The organism is uncultured Proteiniphilum sp. (assembly GCF_937873925.1).
In the GTDB taxonomy this organism is placed as follows: Bacteria; Bacteroidota; Bacteroidia; order Bacteroidales; family Dysgonomonadaceae; genus Proteiniphilum.
Genome location: NZ_CALNAT010000072.1, coordinates 17,182 through 37,131, shown reverse-complemented (window position 1 = coordinate 37,131; position 19,950 = coordinate 17,182). Strand labels below are relative to the sequence as shown.

Below are 19,950 nucleotides of genomic sequence, written 5' to 3'. Positions count from 1 at the left end.
GGGGAATGCAAAGAGTTCCCTCGGCAGCCATTGTTCTGATTATAACTTCCGTATCAACTCCACAATACCGAGAGCACACTCCACAACCCGCTCGTAATGGATTATACTAAGATTATCTTTGGGAGTATGGGTAAGTTCCTGACATTCCATATTTTTAATAAACCACTGTGAACTTATGGCAATAGCAGGACAACCGTTTTGCAGGAACAGGCTGTGGTCACCCTGATACCACGGCAAGCCTTCTACAAGTTCGGGAGTGTCCCAAAGCACTTCGTGCAGGGTATCAAGAATATTTTCCGGCAGATTGAAAGGAGAAAAACAGGAAAGTCCTTCTTTATATCCGGCTCCGTCGATATTTATGTTCAACAGAAGATCGTTGAACCGCCCTTTGTTCTGTTCTACATACTTAACCTGTCCCGGTGCACTGTAATAATCTTCTCCATTGAAAAAGACCAACTCTATGGGATATTTACCGGAATAATCTTTCAATAATTCCGCCAACAGCAATACGATAGCTACCCCTGTTCCGTTATCTATCGCGCCCGGCGTACCGATTTTAGTATCAATATGGGCTGTGATGACAATCCGGTCTTTGGATTGAGTGGTGTTTCGTCCTATTATATTAAAGGCTCTTTCGGGAATGCGTTCCGCTTTGGAGACCAATTCAACTGTTTGTCCTGAACAGGCAAGCAACTTTTCGCCTTCGGTATCTTTCATATAAACCGAAGGGATATCGAAATCCCCATCTTCGAACAATGGGAACGGATAAACCCCGCCTGCTGTGGCTGAATTACGCTCTGTTGCACAAATCAGGGCTTTAGGATTGCCTTTTTCCAATATGGAAATAAGATGTTGATGTTCTTCGGGATTCCAGAAAGGGAAATTCTTTGGTGCAATCTGTTGAGTAGCAATTTCGCCATACAGAAGAATGATTCTGTCTTCAATATCTGTCTTCTCCAATTGGCTGATGCTATTTATAGCTACTAATTCTCCCTTTACCGAACAACCCAATGAATAGTGAGAAGAAAATACCTCTAATGATTGACCGTTGCAGGTCAATGTTGCCCCTTTTGTTTTCCAGTCAATAACCGATAGTTCGGTTGATTCTGTTTTCCAGCCCGATCCTTTCAATACTTTTTCCGCATATGTTGTAGCCTTGCGGTTTTCTTCGCTTCCTACACGGCGTTCGCCGATTTCGGAACATAATACTTGCAGATGTAATTGTGCTTTTTCTGTTAATGCTTTTTTGTCCATTACCTTAAATTTTTTATTAATGAAGGGACAAAAGTAGAACTTCGCAAAGCCGTTAAATTGTAAAAAAGGGACAAGTTTTATCAACTGAAATAATCTGAATGAGGAGGGCAAACGGCAAGAAATTCACTGGGTGTATACCCGGACAAAGTCTTGAAGTCCTTAATCATATGCGATTGGTCGAAGTAACCGCATTCATAAGCAAGAGCAGTGAAGGAAATTCGTGGATTGTTTTCGAGAATATGCAACGCCCGTTGGAAACGAATGGTGCGTGAGAACTCTTTCGGGTTGGTTCCGATGAGTTCGGAGAATATGCGGTTGAACTGTTTGGTACTCAAACAGGCTGCACTGGCAAGCCGGGCAATATCGGCCTGGCCGGAATTAATCAGCCGAATGGTGGCTTCTATTCGTTTTAGATTGTGTTCCGCAAGGCGGGTAAGGCGTTTGAGTAAGAATTGTTCTGTCAGGAGAAGACATCGTTTATCGTCTTCGGTACTTGTCAACGTGTTTTCGAGTTCCAATAGTTCTTTATCTTCCATGTCGCCCGCCGATAAGCGTAACCCTGCAACCTTATTTATAGGAAGGCTAAAAAATGCCCGTACTCCGGCAGGGCGGAAGACCACCGAAACCATATTGATTTGTCCGTCATACTGTAAATCGGCAAACGTTTTCTCCTGTCCGCTAAGGAAAGCACGGGGATGAAACTCGTTTTCATGGACAGACAATAAACGGTTCCCCCGATGAAATATCAGGCTCATCATGCCCGTCGGCACAGTTCGAGCCAACGTAGCCGAATCGCCGACTGTCTTCAACAGCCAGTAATGCTTGACATACGGCGCAAGTACAGGAGCGGGTTGTATGATTTTGAAATCTTCCATAAAACGACTATCCCGACAAAGGTAGAGGTTTATCGGAATAAGGGATTGTAAAAAAGAGACATTTTACCTCTAAGGCTTATGCCTTTTTCCAACGCTTTAACGTTAATAGAAACTCCCGAAGGATAGGACGTGCTTCATTGGGCGTGAAGTTATTCCCTGTTTCTTTGTTCCAATGGTCGAGGAATTTCAGGTTGGTTTCCAACATTTCCTCCATGGTTACGTCACGGGTAAAGGCTCCGTTTTGATAGCAATAGTTGCAATATTCCTGATTAGGAGTTCTATCGGCATTTGTGCCGAAATCCCCGGCGGATTTCATATTCATTCCGCAGCTTTGACAAATTGGGTCGTTCATGGTTGTTCGTTTATTTTTGAGTAAATTAATTCATCCAGATATTCTCCGCTTTTATAGAGAGCCTTCTTTAATCTTGCTTCCAACTTAAATCCGGCTTTCTCCAATACCCGTTGAGAGCCTATATTAGTTGAAAATGGACGGGCATAAATACGCACAATATCAAACGTTCTGAAACCATAGTCAACAATTTCTTCTATTGCTTTTGCCATGATTCCTTTTCCCCAGTATTTTTCTGAAAGCCAATAGCCTATTTCAGCACTCTTCATGTGAATGTCCGCCTGGGGGAAAATCCCGATTGAACCCACTGCTTCACCATTTATATCGATTGCAAAAACCTTGGTTACGCAATCTTTCATTACCATTTCGATATAAGTTCTTCCGTCAGTCTCAGTGTATGGGTGCGGAAACTGATTGGTCAGCCATTTTGCAATATTATAGTTATTGGCGTGTTCAACAAGGCTCTCCAAATCTGATATTTTCCAATCGCGTAATTTGTAATTCATATTCTCTTTTATCCTTTTACTGCATCCTTATACTTCTCATGTAATGGGCGTTCTGAATACACATATACCAAATTCCCGATAGGGTCGTAGAGGCTGAATGCACGGTTGCCCCATTCATGATCGGTTATTTCTTCGACAAATGTAATATCGGTCTGTCGGAGTTTTTCCCAACAGGCATCCACGTCTTCCACCATCAGGTTAAGTGTGATGCCACCGGTGAATAGATTCTTCACAGCCCTACCGTCCGGGTTACCTTGAAAAGAGATATAGATATATGGATTTATATCGCTTTGCAGGTGTATGGAAACATACCAGCCCGTATCAAACGAAACTTTGGCGCGAAGATATTTGCTGTAGAAATCGACGCACTCTTTAATTTTTTCAGTGTGGAATGTAATTGATAAGTCTTTTAATTTCATATTACTCTTTGTCTTCGGTTATTGTCAGGATATGCCCGTTATTGTCGAATATGGCAAACTCGTCAGTACCATAGAAGGTTTTATGCATTTTCAAAGCAATATACTCCGTTGCCTGAAGTTTATCGTACAATTCCTGCATACCTTTCATCTTCACATAAAAAGTAATGGCTCCCAATATCGGGCGTTTTCCCAACTGCGGATATTCTTCCGTCAGGTTTTCCCTTTTCTGAAACATAATAGTCGCTCCACCACCAGCAACCATTGCCCATTGCAAACCTCCGCGCGGAGAAGGAACACTCATAATAAGTTTAAAACCTAACGCTTCGGTATAAAACTGTACCGTTTCTTCAACGTTTCTTACGCCTATATTCGGCGATAATGACAGATATTCCATAATTTCAATTTTTGCTGTAAAAATACAAAGTTTGTTAATCAGGGTTGATTGTCCCCGTTTGGTTGTCGATCGCTTTTTTGTCAGATTTTTATTTTACAAATATAAACAAAATGAGTGAATTCCTCCGATGCAAAAGGCTGAAATTCCAGACGATTCAAAAATAAGTCTTCCTGAATTCCCCCAAACTCCAATTGAAATTACAGCGGTAGAAAATAATGCATTGGGGATAGTGTCGTTTTTTATTCCCTTTCTTACTGACAAATGAAATGCCAGATTACGTCGAACTTATCCGCTTCTTCAATTCATGACTGGACAAAATATCATAACCGGTCTTGTGTATCCATAGGGTAAAGGTGTTCTTTTACAGGCAATTGTCAAGGGGGGTAGGTGACTTCTATTTCGTTTGCAACTCAGTTGCACCGGATTGGCTGTACTTTTGACCTTAGATATAGAGTAAAATACAAAAGATATGGCAAATTGTTGCAGTAATGGCGCTTGTTCGGTAACTCCGGCTACCCTAAGCGCCAGTAAAATAGACAATATCTCGCAAAAAGGTCCTATTACAAGGGTTGTGGTGTCATTCGTTCTGTTGATTGGAGGTATAGGTATGTTCGCAACCGGTGTTCCCTTCTTCGAAAATCAATGGGTAGGGTTGTTATGGTATCTTATCGCCTATTTACCGGTAGGTATTCCCGTGTTAAAAGAAGCCTGGGAAGCTATGCGGGAAAAGAATATTTTCAACGAATTCACCTTGATGAGCATTGCTACAATCGGTGCTTTCTTCATCGGCGAATATCCCGAAGGCGTAGCGGTCATGTTGTTTTATTCCATCGGGGAACTATTTCAGCAAGCGGCTGTCAACCGGGCTAAACGGAGCATCAGCGCATTACTCGATATCCGTCCCGAAGAAGCATCTGTGGTCAGGGATAAGGGCCTTGAGACGGTTTTGCCTGAAGAGGTAAGGGTAGGGGAAACGGTCGAGGTAAAAGTAGGTGAACGGGTTCCGTTGGACGGTATTATGATCTCCGATTCGGGATCATTCAATACTTCGGCACTGACCGGGGAAAGCGTTCCCCGGGATATCAAAAAAGAGGAAGAAGTACTGGCGGGTATGATCGCTACTGATAGCGTCTGCCGGATAAAGGTAACCAAACCGTTCGGGCAAAGCGCTCTTGCACGTATTTTAGAACTTGTGCAAAATGCAACCGAACGCAAGGCCCCTGCCGAGCACTTTATCCGTAAATTCGCCCGTATTTATACACCGGTTGTCACTGCATTGGCCGTATTGATTGTCGTGCTGCCCTGGTTATGGTCGTTCATTGATCCGGAGTTCGGATATATATTCAATGATTGGTTATATCGAGGATTGGTATTCCTTGTGATATCCTGTCCATGCGCATTGGTGATCAGCATACCATTGGGTTATTTCGGAGGGATCGGTGCAGCGTCTCGTAAAGGTATCCTGTTCAAAGGTGGCAATTATCTGGATGTCATTACTAAAATCAATACGGTGGTTATGGACAAGACCGGTACGCTGACAAAAGGTGTGTTCGAAGTGCAGGATATTATCCCCGAAGAAGGTCTTTCGAAAGATGAACTGCTGCGTACTGTGGCTATTGTGGAAACGCAAAGCAACCATCCGATAGCCAAAGCCATCGTATCTTCATTCCTCAAAAATACGATGTTTTTAGCCCAACCGACTAATGTTAGAGAGGTCGCAGGGCAAGGAATAGAGGCCGAACTTGGCGGGAAGAAGATCCTGGTCGGAAATACAAAACTACTGCATACGAATGGTATTGTTTATCCTGCAGAAGTTGAGGATATTCCCGAAACAACGGTATTATGTGCAATGGATGGAAAGTATGCCGGATACATTGTTGTTGCCGATGCGCTTAAAGACGATGCGAAAGTGGCGATCGAAGGTTTGCGCAAAGCTGGGATAAAGAATATTGTAATCCTTTCAGGAGATAAACAGGCCATCGTATCGAAACTGGCCGGAGAACTGGGCATCGACCGTGCTTACGGAGACTTGCTGCCGGAAGGAAAGGTGGAAAAGTTTGAAGAACTTAAAGCCGATCCGACCAGCAGAGTGGCTTTCGTGGGAGATGGAATAAACGATGCCCCGGTCTTGGCCATGAGTGATGTGGGGATCGCAATGGGTGGTTTGGGAAGTGACGTTGCCATCGAAACGGCGGATGTGGTCATCCAGACCGACCAGCCGGGCAAAATTCCTATGGCGATCCGCATCGGTAAAGCTACCCGACGAATCGTGGTGCAGAATATTACGATGGCTTTCGGGATCAAGCTTGTCGTACTAATCCTCGGGGCTGGCGGACTGGCAACTTTGTGGGAAGCGGTATTTGCAGATGTGGGTGTATCGGTATTGGCTATACTGAATGCCATCCGCATTATGCGAAAGAAGTTTTAGACCTATGTGGTTTGTAGTCGGATTACAATAGTTATCTTTACATTTACGTTTTATATTTGGATAAATAGTCAACGTTTTCGTTAAGCTAAAATAACGGTGAAGCGAGAGCCGTGTCAAGCTTGCTTGAACATTGCCGGGCGATAGTTATTTATCAAAATGAGCAGAGAACAAACTTGTTTGGACTATGCCATAGCGAGGACTATTTTGATAAGCCGGGAACAAAGGCAAAACAAGTTTTGACTATGTCAAGCATAGAAATAGTGCAATAGAACTTGAAATAGTCTAAAGTTATTGAACAATTTATGGGCGCAAAACATATAGAAAAAATGCTTAACCGTAGGAGTATAAAGCCGACGGCTATCCGGGTGTTGGTATTGAAAACCATGCTTAACCACGGTTCGGCTTTCAGCCTTTCCGACCTGGAGGGCGAACTTGGAACAGTTGACAAGTCCACCTTATCCCGAACGATAAACCTTTTCCATAGACATCATTTGATCCACAGCATAGACGATGGTTCCGGTTCCATAAAGTATTCGGTATGTCGCGACGATTGCCAGTGTTCCCTTGGCGACCTGCACGTACATTTCCACTGCAACAAATGCGGCAATACCTACTGTATGGAAAGTATTTCCATCCCTGACATTCCGTTACCCTCAAACTTCCGCCTTGAGAATGTCAATTTCGTTATGAAAGGAGTTTGTGCTCAGTGCTACCGGTAAACAATTTCATTTCTCAATAATCCAAACTCACTTTTTTATTGTCCTGACAACATACTACCGTCCAAACGCAAAATAGGGTGTCATCAGGTGTTTTTTGCCTTTGAGCCAATCGGAAACCATTTCCATTCCTGTAACGGAAAAGGTGATGCCGTTGCCGCCGAAACCGCAGACGAAATAGGAGTTTTTGAAATCAGGATGCTCACCGATGTAGGGTAATCCGTCTTTGGTTTCGCCGAAAGTACCCGCCCATGCAAAATCGGAATAGAACGTCTTATCGGGAAATAGTTTTTTGAACGCTTTGATGAGCTTCTGTTCTTTCTTGCCAATCAGCGCATCGCGTTTGACGGGATTCCGGAACTCTTCATCTTCGCCGTCAATCAGGAATCGCCCGTCATCCGACGTACGCATGTATAAATAAGGTTTGGCTGTGTTCCAGATGAGCACATCTTTATATTGCCGGTAGAGCGTTTCGTCCACTTCCGAAATAATAGCATAGGAACTAAGCAGATCCACGAATTTTTCCTTAATCATATTGGTGCTTTCATAGCCTACACAATAGACAATTCTTTTCGCCTTGATAACGGCTCCGGTAGCAGTAGTGCAGAGATTGAATCTTCTTTTGTAATCGACATGCACCAGTTCGGTTTTATCATAAATCATCAGACCTTTTTTGTGATTGTATTGCAATAGTTCGTGCGCCAGGCAGAACGCATCCACGCTCCCTCCCTGTGTGGAAAGAATACCCCCGTATGCTCCGTGTATATTATATTTTTTCAGAATTTCTTGCTCGTCGAGCCATTTCACCTCAAATCCGGCTTCCTTCCTTGTTTCAAACTCCTTTTGGAGCCAATCCACATCCTTTTTAAAGGCAGCAAAATAAAGCGAGTATTTTTTGCTGAAACCGGCTTCGGATTTTATTTTTGTGGCAATTTCTCCCAATTGGTCTATTGCCCTGTAACATGCCTCGTAACTCGCTACGGCACCTTTTTCACCCACCATTTCAATCAGTTTGTACAATGGCGTGTCAATCTCATATTGTAACATGGAGGTGGTAGCCGAAGAACTGCCATTACAAATTTCTCTCTTATCTATAAGCATCGTTTTATATCCGTCCCGGATGCATTGGTGGGCTATTAAACTACCGGTAATGCCGCCGCCGACTACCAGTATATCGCATTCGGCATTGCTGTGAAGTGAGGGATAAGAGGCCCGCAAGCCGTTTTTTACCAGCCAGAACGGTTCATTAGATTTTAAGTCCATATTGTTGAACGTTAAAAAAGTAAGATATTACAAATGCAATTCGCCTTCCCTGCCGATATCCATCTGTTGTCCCGAAATGGCGCTTGCCGCCACTTTCATCAAAGTGACTAATTTGTTGGATTTATTATCCCAATAATGTGCTTCGTCCGGTGTTACTTTCAGTACGCGGATACGGGAATCGTCTTTTCCTTTCTCGAACCACGTCTCCACCATTTTATTCCAGTATTTGTCAATTCTTGCCTGGTCTTTGGAGATTTCCGCTGTTCCGTTAATGCTCAGGAAATTATAATCTCCCACATGCGCATAAAGCAGGCTCACTTTGTTGTTATTCTGAAGATTTTGGTAGGCTGTGCTTTCCGAAGAAAAAAGAAACCAGATATTACCCTCCTCGTCCACTTCCTGACGGCTCATAGGGATGGCATGTGGATAATCGCTTCCCGGAACAAAGGTACACAACATGCCGATGTCGATTTTATCAACCATTTCTTTCAATTTGTCAATGGCGTCACGGTTACTCAAATTTTCTGTACTCATAAGGCTGTGATTTGTAAGGATGAATAAAATTTAATCTTATTTTCCTTATAACAACCTTTCAATTATATAGTTTGTTTTAATATTCAATTATAATGTCCGCAATGGCAGCAGAGATAGGACCATTCCGATTACCTTATTGTAGCGCATACTGATAGTGACGGTAGGCAAAGGAATTTATCCGTAAGCATAATCTGGGGAATTAATGCCGGGCTAAATATAATACTCCATTAAATCGAGTAAACCGGCTTGCAGCGCATATTTTGTGGCTTCGTGCGCATTATTCACAGCCAGTTTCCGGAAAATATTCCGGCGGTGGGTGTTCACAGTATGGAAACTGAGATTCTTTTCAAAGGCAATTTCTTTGGTTGTTTTTCCAAGGGCTATTTCCCTCAGGATACTCTTTTCTGAGGCGGTTAGATTATCCGACTCTTTTTTCTGCGGATTTCTGTCCTTTAGCACCGATTCTGCAATATCGCACAAATAGGTTTCTCCATAGGTTGCGCAGGTAACGGCATCAAGGATATTCTGCAGCGGATTGTGTTTCATCACTACGCTGATGCTGGGGTCGACCAATAGTATCTGACGTAGAAAATGCTCTTCCAGCTCGTCGGAAAATAAAATCCATGCCGATGCTGTGGCTCCCATCTTCATGTTCAGCAGTTGATTGACAGAAACAAAATCAAATAAGGTATAATCCAATATCACCACCGATTTGGGATAGTTACGCAGTCGTGCTTGCAACTCGGCGCGGGTACGGGCTGTTTCCACACGGTCTTTCATATCCTGTGATCTCAGTACGGATATAAGTCCTTCCCGTGTAATATCCTGATTATCAGCGATGATATAGGTGTGCATTTTGTTGTCTGAATGAACCGACTACGAAGTTAAACAAAAGTTTCAAAACATTCCTTATGAAGACATTGATTTTACGCAAAAAAGCTATATTTGCAGAACATAAGATGCGCCTCGGATAAGCTCAGGCAAGCTTGGCTTACCTCTCGGCTTTCAGTATGTTTGCCACACAATTATCAAATCGCAATAATGATGGGTACCGACATAGAGAAACTGATCGAAGAATGTGTTTTTACCGCTGTAAGAAGTGGCGGCAGCGGGGGGCAAAACGTAAATAAAGTAGCGTCGAAAGTCGTGCTGTCGTTCGATGTGAACGCCTCGGAAACCCTTGCCGAAAATCAGAAACAACTGATCCTTGAAAAATTAGCCAATCGCATCAATAAAAACGGAATATTGCAGATCAGCAGCGATTCCGAACGCACCCAGTGGCTGAACAAAAAAGCCGTAACCGGGAAGTTCCATCATCTCATCCGGCAAGCACTGAAACCGGAAAGGAAGCGGATCGCTACCAAACCCACCTTCCAATCCATACAAAAACGGTTGGACGAGAAAAAACGGCAATCCGGGAAAAAGCGCCTCCGTTCAGGGGATTTTGACATTTAGGTTCTTTGCACTCATAACTCAAAACTTCAAATCTACGGAATGCGTATTCGGCCTATCCCCTCAGGGGCGGAAAATTTTTCTCTTACCCGTTTTTAAATATACTACATTTGTGGTATTGCCATATCTTATCCCTTGCCTTATCTTTGCAACGTTAAACAAGGCTAAAAGTTAAAAAATAATGAAAACAACAAACTTTTATTTTGCTTCTCTTCCCTACAGGAACAGTTTTCACAAAACTTCTCTCCTGCTGAACCGAATGTGCTGCTGACAGCACATTTATATCTCTACATACCTTTTGCAATCGCAAAACTTTATTATTTTTCTGTTTACACATTGTATATTTTATATAAAACATTACCAATATGAGCAATTATAAATTTGAAACCCTGCAGGTTCATGCCGGACAAGAAGTGGATAAAACAACGCACTCAAGGGCATTACCCATATATCAGACATCGTCGTACGTTTTTGAAGATGCCAAGGATGGAGCCGATCTTTTCGGGCTCCGTAAATTCGGAAATATTTATACCCGTTTGCAAAACCCCACGACCGACGTTTTTGAAAAGCGTGTGGCTGCATTGGAAGGCGGTGTGACCGGATTGGCTACCTCATCGGGACAATCGGCACAATTCATAGCGCTGAACAATATCTTGCAGGTGGGCGATAATTTTGTGACCACCTCTTATCTGTATGGCGGTACTTACAACCAATTTAAATCGCAATTCAAACGTTTGGGTGTGGAAGTGCGCTTTACGGCGAATGATAATCCGGAAGAGTTTGAAAAACTTATCGACGAAAAAACCAAAGCCCTTTATCTGGAAACTATTGGCAACCCTGAACTGAATATTCCCGATTTCGATGCCATTGCCGAAGTTGCCAAACGTCATGACATTCCGCTGATCGTAGACAATACATTCGGCGCAGGCGGTTATCTTTTCCGGCCGATCGAACATGGTGCGGCGGTAGTGGTCGAGTCGGCTACCAAATGGATTGGCGGCCACGGAACTTCCCTTGGCGGGATTATTGTGGATAGCGGAAAATTCAATTGGGGAAACGGTAAGTTCCCTTCCTTCACCCAACCGTCGGAAAGCTATCACGGATTGGTTTTCTGGGACGTATTCGGCACTGACGGTCCTTTCGGAAATATCGCTTTCAATATCCGGGCGAGGGTTGAAGGGTTGCGCGATTGGGGAAACACCATCAGCCCGTTCAATTCTTTCCTTCTGGTACAGGGATTGGAAACTTTGTCGCTTCGCCTGGAACGCCATGTTGAGAATACGCAGGCGCTGGCCGAATGGCTGGAACAGCATCCGAAGGTGGAATATGTAAACTATCCGGGATTAAAGAGCAGTAAGTATTACGAATTGGCTCAAAAGTATTTTCCGAAAGGGGCGGGGGCCGTGCTTACATTTAAGTTGAAAGGTGCGCCGGAAAATGCCGATAAATTGATCGATAGTGTACAACTGTTAAGCCATCTGGCAAATGTGGGAGATACCAAATCGCTTATCATTCATCCGGCGGCAACCACGCACGAACAACTTTCACCGGAAGAGAAAAAAGCGAGCGGTGTGGAACCCGGCTTGCTTCGCATTTCAGTCGGCATTGAGAATATCGACGATATCAAAGCTGATTTGCAACAAGCACTCGATAAGATTTAAAAACAGATCTTTTTAAAAATAACCAAATGCATCTGCCAAACGCTATGACATATTGTATGCATGCTCTGATGATGAATTGTCGCAAACTTCCTGACAGTCGGCATATCTTATGTATATAGGTGAAACAGATATATAAATAGGAACGGCTGGTCAGTAAAAATGAACCAGCCGTTTTTTTTGTACACAAGGGGGGGAAAAAGCTTCGGTAATTATTAAAAATACAGACTTTAAAAATATATTTTAAACAAATAAATATTAGAATGGATATGAAGGTTATCAAAACAAATTTATTTCTATTTCTCAGCCTGTTTATTCTGAATCTCACGGCGCAGAATACCGGAACGGTTACTATTACCGGCAATGTAACCGACCCGCAAGGCAATCCGCTGACGGGCGTAACCATTGTGGATAAGAACAATCCCTCAGTGGGAACGGTATCCGATATCGACGGCGATTACAGGATAAATATCGACGGCGGAACAACACTTGAATTTTCCTATATAGGCTTTACAAGTCAGGATATTCAGGTATCAAAATCGGAAAGGATCAATGTCATCCTGCAGGAAAGCACTACGGCCTTGAATGAAGTGGTCATTACCTCGCTGAACATCCCGCGCGAAAGGAAAGCGCTGGGTTATGCGGTGCAAAACGTTTCTTCCGATGCTTTCCAAACACGACCGACGAATCCGTTGACAGCCCTTTCCGGTAAAATAGCGGGTTTACAGGTCATTTCGGGTGGAAGCAATCTCGGCGGTTCTTCCCGCATCACCTTACGAGGCATCAACTCCATCACGGGAAACAACCAGCCATTGTATGTTATCGATGGTGTTCCGTTGGATAACAGCGACCTGAATAATTCCTCCACCATTAACGGCAGCGCGGGAAAAGATATAGGCAGCACCATCCAGGATATTAATCCCGACGATATTGCCGCCGTGAACGTGCTGAAAGGGCCGTCCGCCGCCGCGCTTTACGGTTCCCGCGCCGCCAACGGAGTAATCCTGATCACCACCAAAAAAGGAGAAAGTGGCGCCGGTAAAATTGCCATTGAGCTTAATACCGGTCTGGAATTTGAAAATGTGGTGCGGTTGCCGGAACGCCAGAAATTATACGGCGGAGGATACAACACGAGTTTTGCTACTGCAAATATCGACGGGCAGCCCTATAATATAGTGGATTATGCTGCCGACGAAAGCTGGGGCCCTAAATTAGACGGTACACCCGTGCTGCATTGGTACAATCTTGATCCTGAATATCCGGATCAGTACCTGAAACCGGAACCCTGGGTTTATCCGGAAAACGACGTGAATTATTTTTTTAGAACGGGCATTGCCAATACCAACAATATTTCATTATCCAGATCGAACGAAAATTCCGCTTTCCGGGTATCGTTTACCAATAAAAATGTAACGGGAACTATTCCGAACGCTTCACTCGACAAGAACTCCCTCAGCATTTCAGGAAACGTTGACGGGAAATATGTCTCGTTCTTTGCAAGCGCCAATTACCTGAAAACGGTTTCTTACGGACGTCCTTGGACGGGCGCATCCAACCGCAATATCATTCTTGAAGCATACCAATGGGGACAGGTTCAGGTGGACTATAAAAAACTAAGCGAATACAAACGCCCGGACGGAACGCCCCGTGCGTGGAACCGTACCGGCTACAGAAACACGGTTGCGGACGAAAAAACAAAATACATCGACAATCCGTACTGGTCTGCCTACGAAAGTTATCTTCAGGAAGACAGGGACAGATTATACGGGAACTTCGGAATACAAGTTTCCCCCGTATCGTGGTTTTCGGTAACCGGACGCATCTATGCCGATGTCTTTCAATACAATTTTCAGGACAGGATCGCATATAATTCGCGCTCACAATCCTCCTATCAGGAATACAGTCAAAAGTACGGGGAATTTAATTACGAACTGCTGGCTACTCTCACCCGTTCCTGGGATGTCCATTCGCTGGTTGCCAACCTGGGAACAAACTTCCTGCAAAGAAACCGCCGTATCAGCGATATATCCACTTCGGGTGGATTAATTGTGCCCAATTATTACAGCCTGAACAACGCCACATCCACTGTAATCAGTCCTGAAACCGGCTTATATGAAAAAGAACTGTCTTCTGTTTTCGGAAGTGTATCTTACGGATGGAGAAGCACGGTTTATCTTGACGGCACATTCCGTAACGACTGGTCTTCGACTTTGCCTGTAGGGCATAATTCCTATTTTTATCCTTCGGTAACTTCATCGGTCATCTTAAGCGAGCTGCCCGGTTTGAAGGAACAGACATGGTTGTCGTTCGCGAAATATCGTTTGGGATGGGCGCAAGTGGGGAACGATACCGATCCTTATAGACTCTACAAAGTATATCAGGCCATCACACCTATTAACGGAAATATTGCCTATAAGCTACCTGACCAGTTGAATAACCTGACCCTCAAACCCGAGATAACCTCTTCACTCGAAACCGGCTTGGAACTTCAACTGTTCAATAACCTGCTGAATATCGACTTTACTTATTACAACAATACAAGCCGCAACCAGATCATTTCGCTCCCTACTTCCGATGCATTCGGTTACGCTTCGAAACTGATTAACGCCGGGGAGATCAACAACAAAGGTATTGAGGTTATTTTGGGAGTGAATCCCATTAAAACCCGCGATCTGGATTGGAATTTCTCCATCAATTACTCTAAAAACGCCAACAAGATCATCGAACTTTCCGATGCGGTAAGCCGTCTTGATTTAAGTACTTCCTTGGTAAGCCTGGTTGCCCAGGAAGGTGAAAGTTACGGACAACTGTACGGATATGATTTCGTGTATTCACCTGACGGACAAAGAGTGATCGGTGGCGACGGACTTTATATGCGTACCCAGCAATTGGTGCCGCTGGGCAGTGTTCTGCCCGATTTCCTGTGGAGTTTTCAAAACGGGATACGATATAAGAATTGGCGGTTCAATTTCCTGATTGACTCCCGCGTCGGTGGTAAATTTTTCTCGCAGACCTATAAGGTAGCCATGTATTCGGGGATCTTGCCGGAAACGGCAGCCGATGGGATCCGAGAAACGGGAGTCGTTGCCGATGGTGTAACGGCCGATGTAACGTTCAACCCCGACGGAACCTATTCGGTGGCGAATATTGCCGAAAACACAAAGAACGTAACGGCACAGGCCTGGGCAAGGAACCACTATAACGGACCGACAACGTTTGATATTTTCGATGCGACATTTATTAAACTAAGGGAATTGTCTTTAGGGTATGATTTCAGGTTACCCGAAAACGCGCTGGTTAAAAACATCGGCGCCTCACTCTATGCGCGCAACCTGTTTTACCTGTACAGGAAAAGCAAGATTATCGATCCTGAACTCACGAACAGCAGCGGAAACGTGCAGGGTATTGAAGGCGGTAATATGCCGACTCCGCTAACATATGGAATTAACCTCAGTTTTAAATTCTAAGAAGCACTCAATGTTTTCGGAAATTATTTGAAACCGGAGAGAGAAAATTAAATAATCGTATACAATACTCAATATTTTAATGATAAGAATATGAAACAATTATATATACTGTTTTTACTGTCGGTAATCGGGCTGGTATCCTGCGTCGATGAAAATCTGAATATCGACCCCAACCGCCCTTCGTCGGTTCCGACCACTTCATTGATCTCAACAGCCCAAAAGTATCTGACAGATAATGTGAGAGGCGAAGAGGCATCATTACGAAGTTCGGCGTTGTTCGTCCAGCAAATCAGCCAGATCACCTATACCAGTCAATCGCGTTACGATATTCCTTTCGGCTATTCAGCTGATATTTGGAGCGGATTGTATAGCGTGTTAAATAATTTGCAGGAAATCATTAACCTGAATACCGATGCGGCCACCAAAGATCTGGTGACGGCAGACGGAGCGGGTAGGAATGCTACCCAGATAGCTATCAGCCGTGTCCTGAAATCGTACGCATACTACGCTCTTACCGATATTTTCGGGGATGTGCCTTACAATTCGTACGGCAGCAATGACCCGGATTTTCAGGCATTACAGCAAAACCCCGATAATATTACGCCCAAATACGCTTCGCAGGAAAAGATCTATACGGACATTCTCAATGAACTCAAACAGGCGGGCGATACTTTGTTGAAATATTCGGGAGAGACAACGTTCGGAGTGTCGGATATTATCTATTCCGGCGACAATGCCAAATGGGCAAAATTTGCCAATTCATTGCGATTGCGGTTCGCCACACGTTTAAAAACAAAAAATAATTCCCTGTACCAATCACATTTTGCCGATGCGTTACAGAAAGGAGTATTCACAAGCAATACGGACAATGCCGTTTACCGATATTCGGCTGCTTCACCCAACGAGGCGCCCTATTACCGCGCCACTACTACGGCCAACAGGCGGGATTTCGCCCTCTCTAAACCCTTCGTCGATTTGCTGAAAGGCGAAAACTCCCAACTTCCGGTTGCCGACCCGCGTTTAAGCAAATACGCGGCGAGAAATAATCAGGGTGTTTACGAAGGATTGGCTTACGGACTCACAGAAGCGCAGGCAGGTAGTTTTTCGGCAGGCGATGTCAGCCTTCCGGGGAGTATCTACAGCGCTGCCGATTTTGGAGAAATCCTATTGGAATATTCCGAAGTGGAATTTTTGATCTCAGAATACAATAACTGGAGTCAGGCCAATTATGTGGACGGAGTAAGGGCATCGCTCGAAAAATGGGGTATTGCCGCCGCCGATATAGATGCTTACGTGTCCCACCTGCCGCCGGCTAACCAGCGGAATGTGCTGAATCAGAAATATATTGCCCTGTTCACCCAATTTCTCGAAGTGTGGAGCGATTACCGCAGAACCGGTTATCCCGATTTCCTGATAAAAAAGGACGATGTGATCTTTTCAGGAATGATTGAAGGACAATCGGTCACTTATACTTTCTCCCCTTTATTCGGGGATGGAGGCATTCCGTCCAGATTATATTATCCGGTCAAAGAGCAAACCGTCAATCTGGAAAACTATCAGGAGGCGATTGAAGCCCAGGGAAATGATGTAATTGAAACTAAGTTGTGGGTTTTCAAATGATCCACTAACTTTGTAAAATAAAAATATAAGGAATCATGCTGAAAATTCAATGGTCAGTTTATTTGCTTGCAACGCTTTTAATAGTATCCTGCCAAAAGCAAAACACGTGGCAGAACGGGATATGGAAAGGGGAACTTTCCATAGCCGAAAACAAAAGAGCGCCTTTCCTGTTCGAGGTAAGTAACGCCGGCACCGACTCCGCTTCGGTTACCTTATTGAATGGGGTGGAGCGGGTAAAATTAGACAGCGTTCACTTTCAATCCGACACGCTTATCATACCCATTGCGGCTTATGACGCTTATATAAAAGGGATCATTTCCGGCGACGCTATAGAAGGGAAATTTATAAAAAACTATATTGAAAACGATCCGGGAGTTCCGTTCCATGCTACGTTCGGGGTAAAAGAACGTTTCAGTCCGGCGGAAAGAATACCGGATACCGTAATCGACGGGAAATGGGATGTGCTTTTCATCAGCGAAAAAGGCGATACGACCCGTAATGTCGGTGTTTTTAAATCGGAAAACGATATTGTAACCGGCTCCATCCTCACTAATTCCGGAGATTTGCGTTTTCTGGAAGGAGTCTATACCGAAGCGGGGGTTGACCTGTCGGCTTTCGGCGGTTTAAGCCCGTATCTCATAGAGATCCGTTTTGCAAACGATTCGGCTTTTAACGGGAAATTCTATACCACCCGCGGCGTGACCGAAATCATCGGATCGAGAAACGATTATGCCGAGTTGGCGGATCCTTATTCGTTGGCCCGATTAAAGCCGGGATCTCGTTCCCTTAGTTTCAACTTACCCAATCTGGAAGGACAAAACATATCGTTGAGTGATGAACGCTATCGCGGCAAAGTAGTTGTCGTATCCATTCTCGGAAGCTGGTGCCCCAACTGTCTGGATGAAATGGAATTTCTGGCGCCGTGGTACGACGAAAACAGGGCAAGGGGCGTTGAAATTGTGGGAATAGCTTTTGAGCGTAAAAACGATTTCGATTATGCGAAAACCGCCTTGACCCGGTTGAAGAACAGATACGGTGCAAATTATGAGATACTGTTTGGCGGGGAAGTCGGAAGGGAAAGCGTAGCCAATGCGCTCCCCGAACTGGAGAATTTTTCGAGTTATCCCACCACACTGTTTATCGACAAAAAAGGAGAAGTGCGTAAAATACACACCGGCTTCAATGGCCCGGCAACAGGACTTTTCTATGAAGAGTTTAAGGAAGATTTCAATTCTCTGATAAATAGCCTCTTGTCAGAGTGACATGATGATCTCGCTATGGCACAGTTCAAGAAAACATTCAAACAAGTTTGACTTTGCTCATTTTGATAAATAATTATCGCCCGGCAATGTTTCAAGCAAGCTTGACACGGCTCTCGCTTAACCGTAATTTTAGCTTAACGAAATAGTTCAATTCAATTTTAAAAATATGTGTTTTTTAGATATTGCAAAGAGCAGGTACACGACCAAAAAGTATGATCCGAATGGGGAAATAGCCGATAAGACAATCGAAGAATTGAAGGAGATTTTGCGGTTAAGCCCCTCGTCCATCAACAGCCAGCCATGGAAATTCACTTTTATTTCGGATGCGAAAACGAGAAGTGAATTGTCAAAGGTATCTTACCATAACGAAGAGAAAATCAATGAGGCCAGTCATATAGTCGTTTTCAGCGTGATTGAGAATGTGGAAGATTTTGAAAATTGGAATCTTTCCCATTTACCCGAAAGAGCCTTTTCGTATTACAACCGGATGGTGAAACCCAAAGGCGAGGCAGGAATTAAGTCGTGGTTCTCATGTCAGGTATACCTTTCTTTAGGGTTCTTTTTAAGCGCCTGCGCAAGCATGGGAATAGACTCTACGCCGATGGAAGGGATCGAGACCGGAGAGTATGACCGGATTTTACAGCAGGAGGGATACAAGACACTATTCGCTGTTGCTATCGGTTACAGGGATAAAGAAGATGTCAACCAGCCCTCGATAACCCCTAAATTCCGTTTGGATAGGGAAAATGTGATCCGGACTATTTAGAATAGGATGAATGAACAGGAGGTCTCAACTCCAATTTCCGTTCGTCTTTGAAAATTAAACTGGTACCTGTTCTGTTACTCTTTATTGGCAACAATGGAGAACAGGATAGTATCAGTTTTTTTCATAATATTTGAAAAGTAATAAACATTAGAAAATGAAAGTACATTACCTGCAACACGTATCCTTTGAAGGATTGGGCTATATTGAAAGCTGGTTGACGAAAAACAATCATACCCTTTCATCCACCGGCTTTTATGAACCTGGCTATCGTTTACCCGAAGCGGGAAATATAGACGCATTGATCGTTATGGGCGGGCCAATGGGTGTATATGACGAAGATCGTTTCCCCTGGTTGAAGGAAGAAAAAGCATTTATCAAGCACTGCATTCAGTCCGGTAAAAAAGTATTGGGTATTTGTTTGGGCGCTCAACTCATAGCCGATTGTTTGGGCGCTAAGATAGGTAAAGCTGCTTATAAAGAAATCGGCTGGTTTTCCGTGAGGTCTGCCGAAGAAAGTAGGCAGTTAGCGTGGTTTCACGAATTGTTCAAAAGTAATCCTACCGTTTTTCATTGGCATGGCGACAGATTTGGAATACCCAACGGCGGACTCAATTTGCTTTCTTCCGATGCCAATACCAATCAGGCATTTTATTACAACGAAAATGTGATAGGTTTGCAATTCCACCTGGAAGTAACAGAAGAAACGGCTGGTTTAATGTTGGAAAACTGCACTGGTGAGTTCAGCGAAAGCCTTTACGTACAAACCAAAGAACAGATAAAAGCCGGAACGGTTTATGCGGAAAACTGTAATCGGATAATGTCGGGAGTATTACAGAACTTATTGGAGAAATAGGAATTGTAGCTAACTGTTTATTTGGCAAAAGAGAAAAAGTTAAATAAAATGCAACCTGGTTAAGGACCCTGAAGGGGCGAACATTCGCAAAGTCGGCTTTGTTTTATGTATGGAGCTTTCAATGAAGAAACTCA

The 19,950-nt window shown here is 43.9% G+C and carries 18 protein-coding genes; 9 read left to right on the top strand and 9 right to left on the bottom strand.

Annotation, left to right across the window (positions count from 1 at the left end):
* Positions 1–39: 39 nt before the first annotated feature.
* The 6 genes from Q0502_RS05175 to Q0502_RS05150 form a co-directional block, all read right to left on the bottom strand.
* Positions 40–1,254, bottom strand: coding sequence for a M28 family peptidase (locus Q0502_RS05175; RefSeq protein WP_298647991.1), 1,215 nt, complete (start codon positions 1,252–1,254; stop codon positions 40–42).
* 80 nt (positions 1,255–1,334) lie between these two features.
* Positions 1,335–2,129 carry a helix-turn-helix domain-containing protein gene (locus tag Q0502_RS05170; RefSeq protein WP_298647989.1) on the bottom strand — a complete coding sequence of 265 codons (795 nt, stop codon included), beginning with the start codon at positions 2,127–2,129 and terminating at the stop codon, positions 1,335–1,337.
* Between the two features lie 76 nt (positions 2,130–2,205).
* Entirely contained in the window at positions 2,206–2,481 is a 276-nt protein-coding gene (locus Q0502_RS05165) for a zinc ribbon domain-containing protein (RefSeq protein ID WP_298647987.1), read from the bottom strand.
* Positions 2,478–2,984 (bottom strand): GNAT family protein, encoded by a 507-nt coding sequence (locus tag Q0502_RS05160; protein ID WP_298647985.1) that lies wholly within the window; start codon positions 2,982–2,984, stop codon positions 2,478–2,480. The genes Q0502_RS05165 and Q0502_RS05160 overlap by 4 nt, the downstream gene beginning before the upstream one ends.
* Before the next feature lie 8 nt (positions 2,985–2,992).
* Positions 2,993–3,403: a VOC family protein gene (locus Q0502_RS05155; protein ID WP_298647983.1), complete on the bottom strand. Its 411-nt coding sequence runs from the start codon at positions 3,401–3,403 to the stop codon at positions 2,993–2,995.
* Position 3,404: 1 nt separating this feature from the next.
* Complete coding sequence (locus Q0502_RS05150) at positions 3,405–3,797, bottom strand: VOC family protein (protein WP_298647981.1); 393 nt, start codon at positions 3,795–3,797, stop codon at positions 3,405–3,407.
* Positions 3,798–4,404: 607 nt separating this feature from the next.
* Between Q0502_RS05150 and Q0502_RS05145 the strand changes: the two genes are divergently transcribed.
* Together Q0502_RS05145 and Q0502_RS05140 are read left to right on the top strand one after the other, a co-directional pair.
* Positions 4,405–6,225: a heavy metal translocating P-type ATPase gene (locus tag Q0502_RS05145; protein ID WP_298648021.1), complete on the top strand. Its 1,821-nt coding sequence runs from the start codon at positions 4,405–4,407 to the stop codon at positions 6,223–6,225.
* Between the two features lie 302 nt (positions 6,226–6,527).
* A complete protein-coding gene (locus Q0502_RS05140; RefSeq protein ID WP_298647979.1) occupies positions 6,528–6,944 on the top strand; it encodes a transcriptional repressor in 417 nt (138 codons plus the stop codon).
* Between the two features lie 54 nt (positions 6,945–6,998).
* Here the strand turns inward: Q0502_RS05140 and Q0502_RS05135 are convergent, their stop codons facing one another.
* From Q0502_RS05135 to Q0502_RS05125, 3 genes are all read right to left on the bottom strand, one after another.
* Positions 6,999–8,204, bottom strand: a complete 1,206-nt coding sequence (locus Q0502_RS05135; RefSeq protein WP_298647976.1) for an FAD-binding oxidoreductase — start codon at positions 8,202–8,204, stop codon at positions 6,999–7,001.
* 27 nt (positions 8,205–8,231) lie between these two features.
* Positions 8,232–8,738: a pyridoxamine 5'-phosphate oxidase family protein gene (locus tag Q0502_RS05130; protein WP_298647973.1), complete on the bottom strand. Its 507-nt coding sequence runs from the start codon at positions 8,736–8,738 to the stop codon at positions 8,232–8,234.
* Between the two features lie 210 nt (positions 8,739–8,948).
* Positions 8,949–9,593: a response regulator transcription factor gene (locus Q0502_RS05125; RefSeq protein ID WP_298647971.1), complete on the bottom strand. Its 645-nt coding sequence runs from the start codon at positions 9,591–9,593 to the stop codon at positions 8,949–8,951.
* 186 nt (positions 9,594–9,779) lie between these two features.
* Here Q0502_RS05125 and arfB point away from each other — a divergent pair, with 186 nt between their 5' ends.
* The 7 genes from arfB to Q0502_RS05090 all read left to right on the top strand — a co-directional run bounded on the left by arfB (position 9,780) and on the right by Q0502_RS05090 (position 19,816).
* On the top strand, positions 9,780–10,193 hold the full coding sequence (arfB, locus tag Q0502_RS05120) for an alternative ribosome rescue aminoacyl-tRNA hydrolase ArfB (protein ID WP_298647968.1): 414 nt from the start codon (positions 9,780–9,782) through the stop codon (positions 10,191–10,193).
* Between the two features lie 362 nt (positions 10,194–10,555).
* The gene (locus Q0502_RS05115) at positions 10,556–11,851 is read left to right on the top strand and encodes an O-acetylhomoserine aminocarboxypropyltransferase/cysteine synthase (protein ID WP_298647965.1); all 1,296 of its coding nucleotides are present in this window, start codon (positions 10,556–10,558) and stop codon (positions 11,849–11,851) included.
* 266 nt (positions 11,852–12,117) lie between these two features.
* Positions 12,118–15,315: a SusC/RagA family TonB-linked outer membrane protein gene (locus Q0502_RS05110; RefSeq protein WP_298647962.1), complete on the top strand. Its 3,198-nt coding sequence runs from the start codon at positions 12,118–12,120 to the stop codon at positions 15,313–15,315.
* Between the two features lie 90 nt (positions 15,316–15,405).
* Positions 15,406–16,935, top strand: coding sequence for a SusD/RagB family nutrient-binding outer membrane lipoprotein (locus Q0502_RS05105; RefSeq protein ID WP_298647960.1), 1,530 nt, complete (start codon positions 15,406–15,408; stop codon positions 16,933–16,935).
* Positions 16,936–16,970: 35 nt separating this feature from the next.
* A complete protein-coding gene (locus tag Q0502_RS05100; protein WP_298647957.1) occupies positions 16,971–18,197 on the top strand; it encodes a TlpA disulfide reductase family protein in 1,227 nt (408 codons plus the stop codon).
* Positions 18,198–18,363: 166 nt separating this feature from the next.
* A complete protein-coding gene (locus Q0502_RS05095; protein ID WP_298647955.1) occupies positions 18,364–18,963 on the top strand; it encodes an NAD(P)H-dependent oxidoreductase in 600 nt (199 codons plus the stop codon).
* Positions 18,964–19,117: 154 nt separating this feature from the next.
* Positions 19,118–19,816, top strand: a complete 699-nt coding sequence (locus Q0502_RS05090) for a type 1 glutamine amidotransferase (RefSeq protein ID WP_298647952.1) — start codon at positions 19,118–19,120, stop codon at positions 19,814–19,816.
* Positions 19,817–19,950 lie beyond the last annotated feature (134 nt).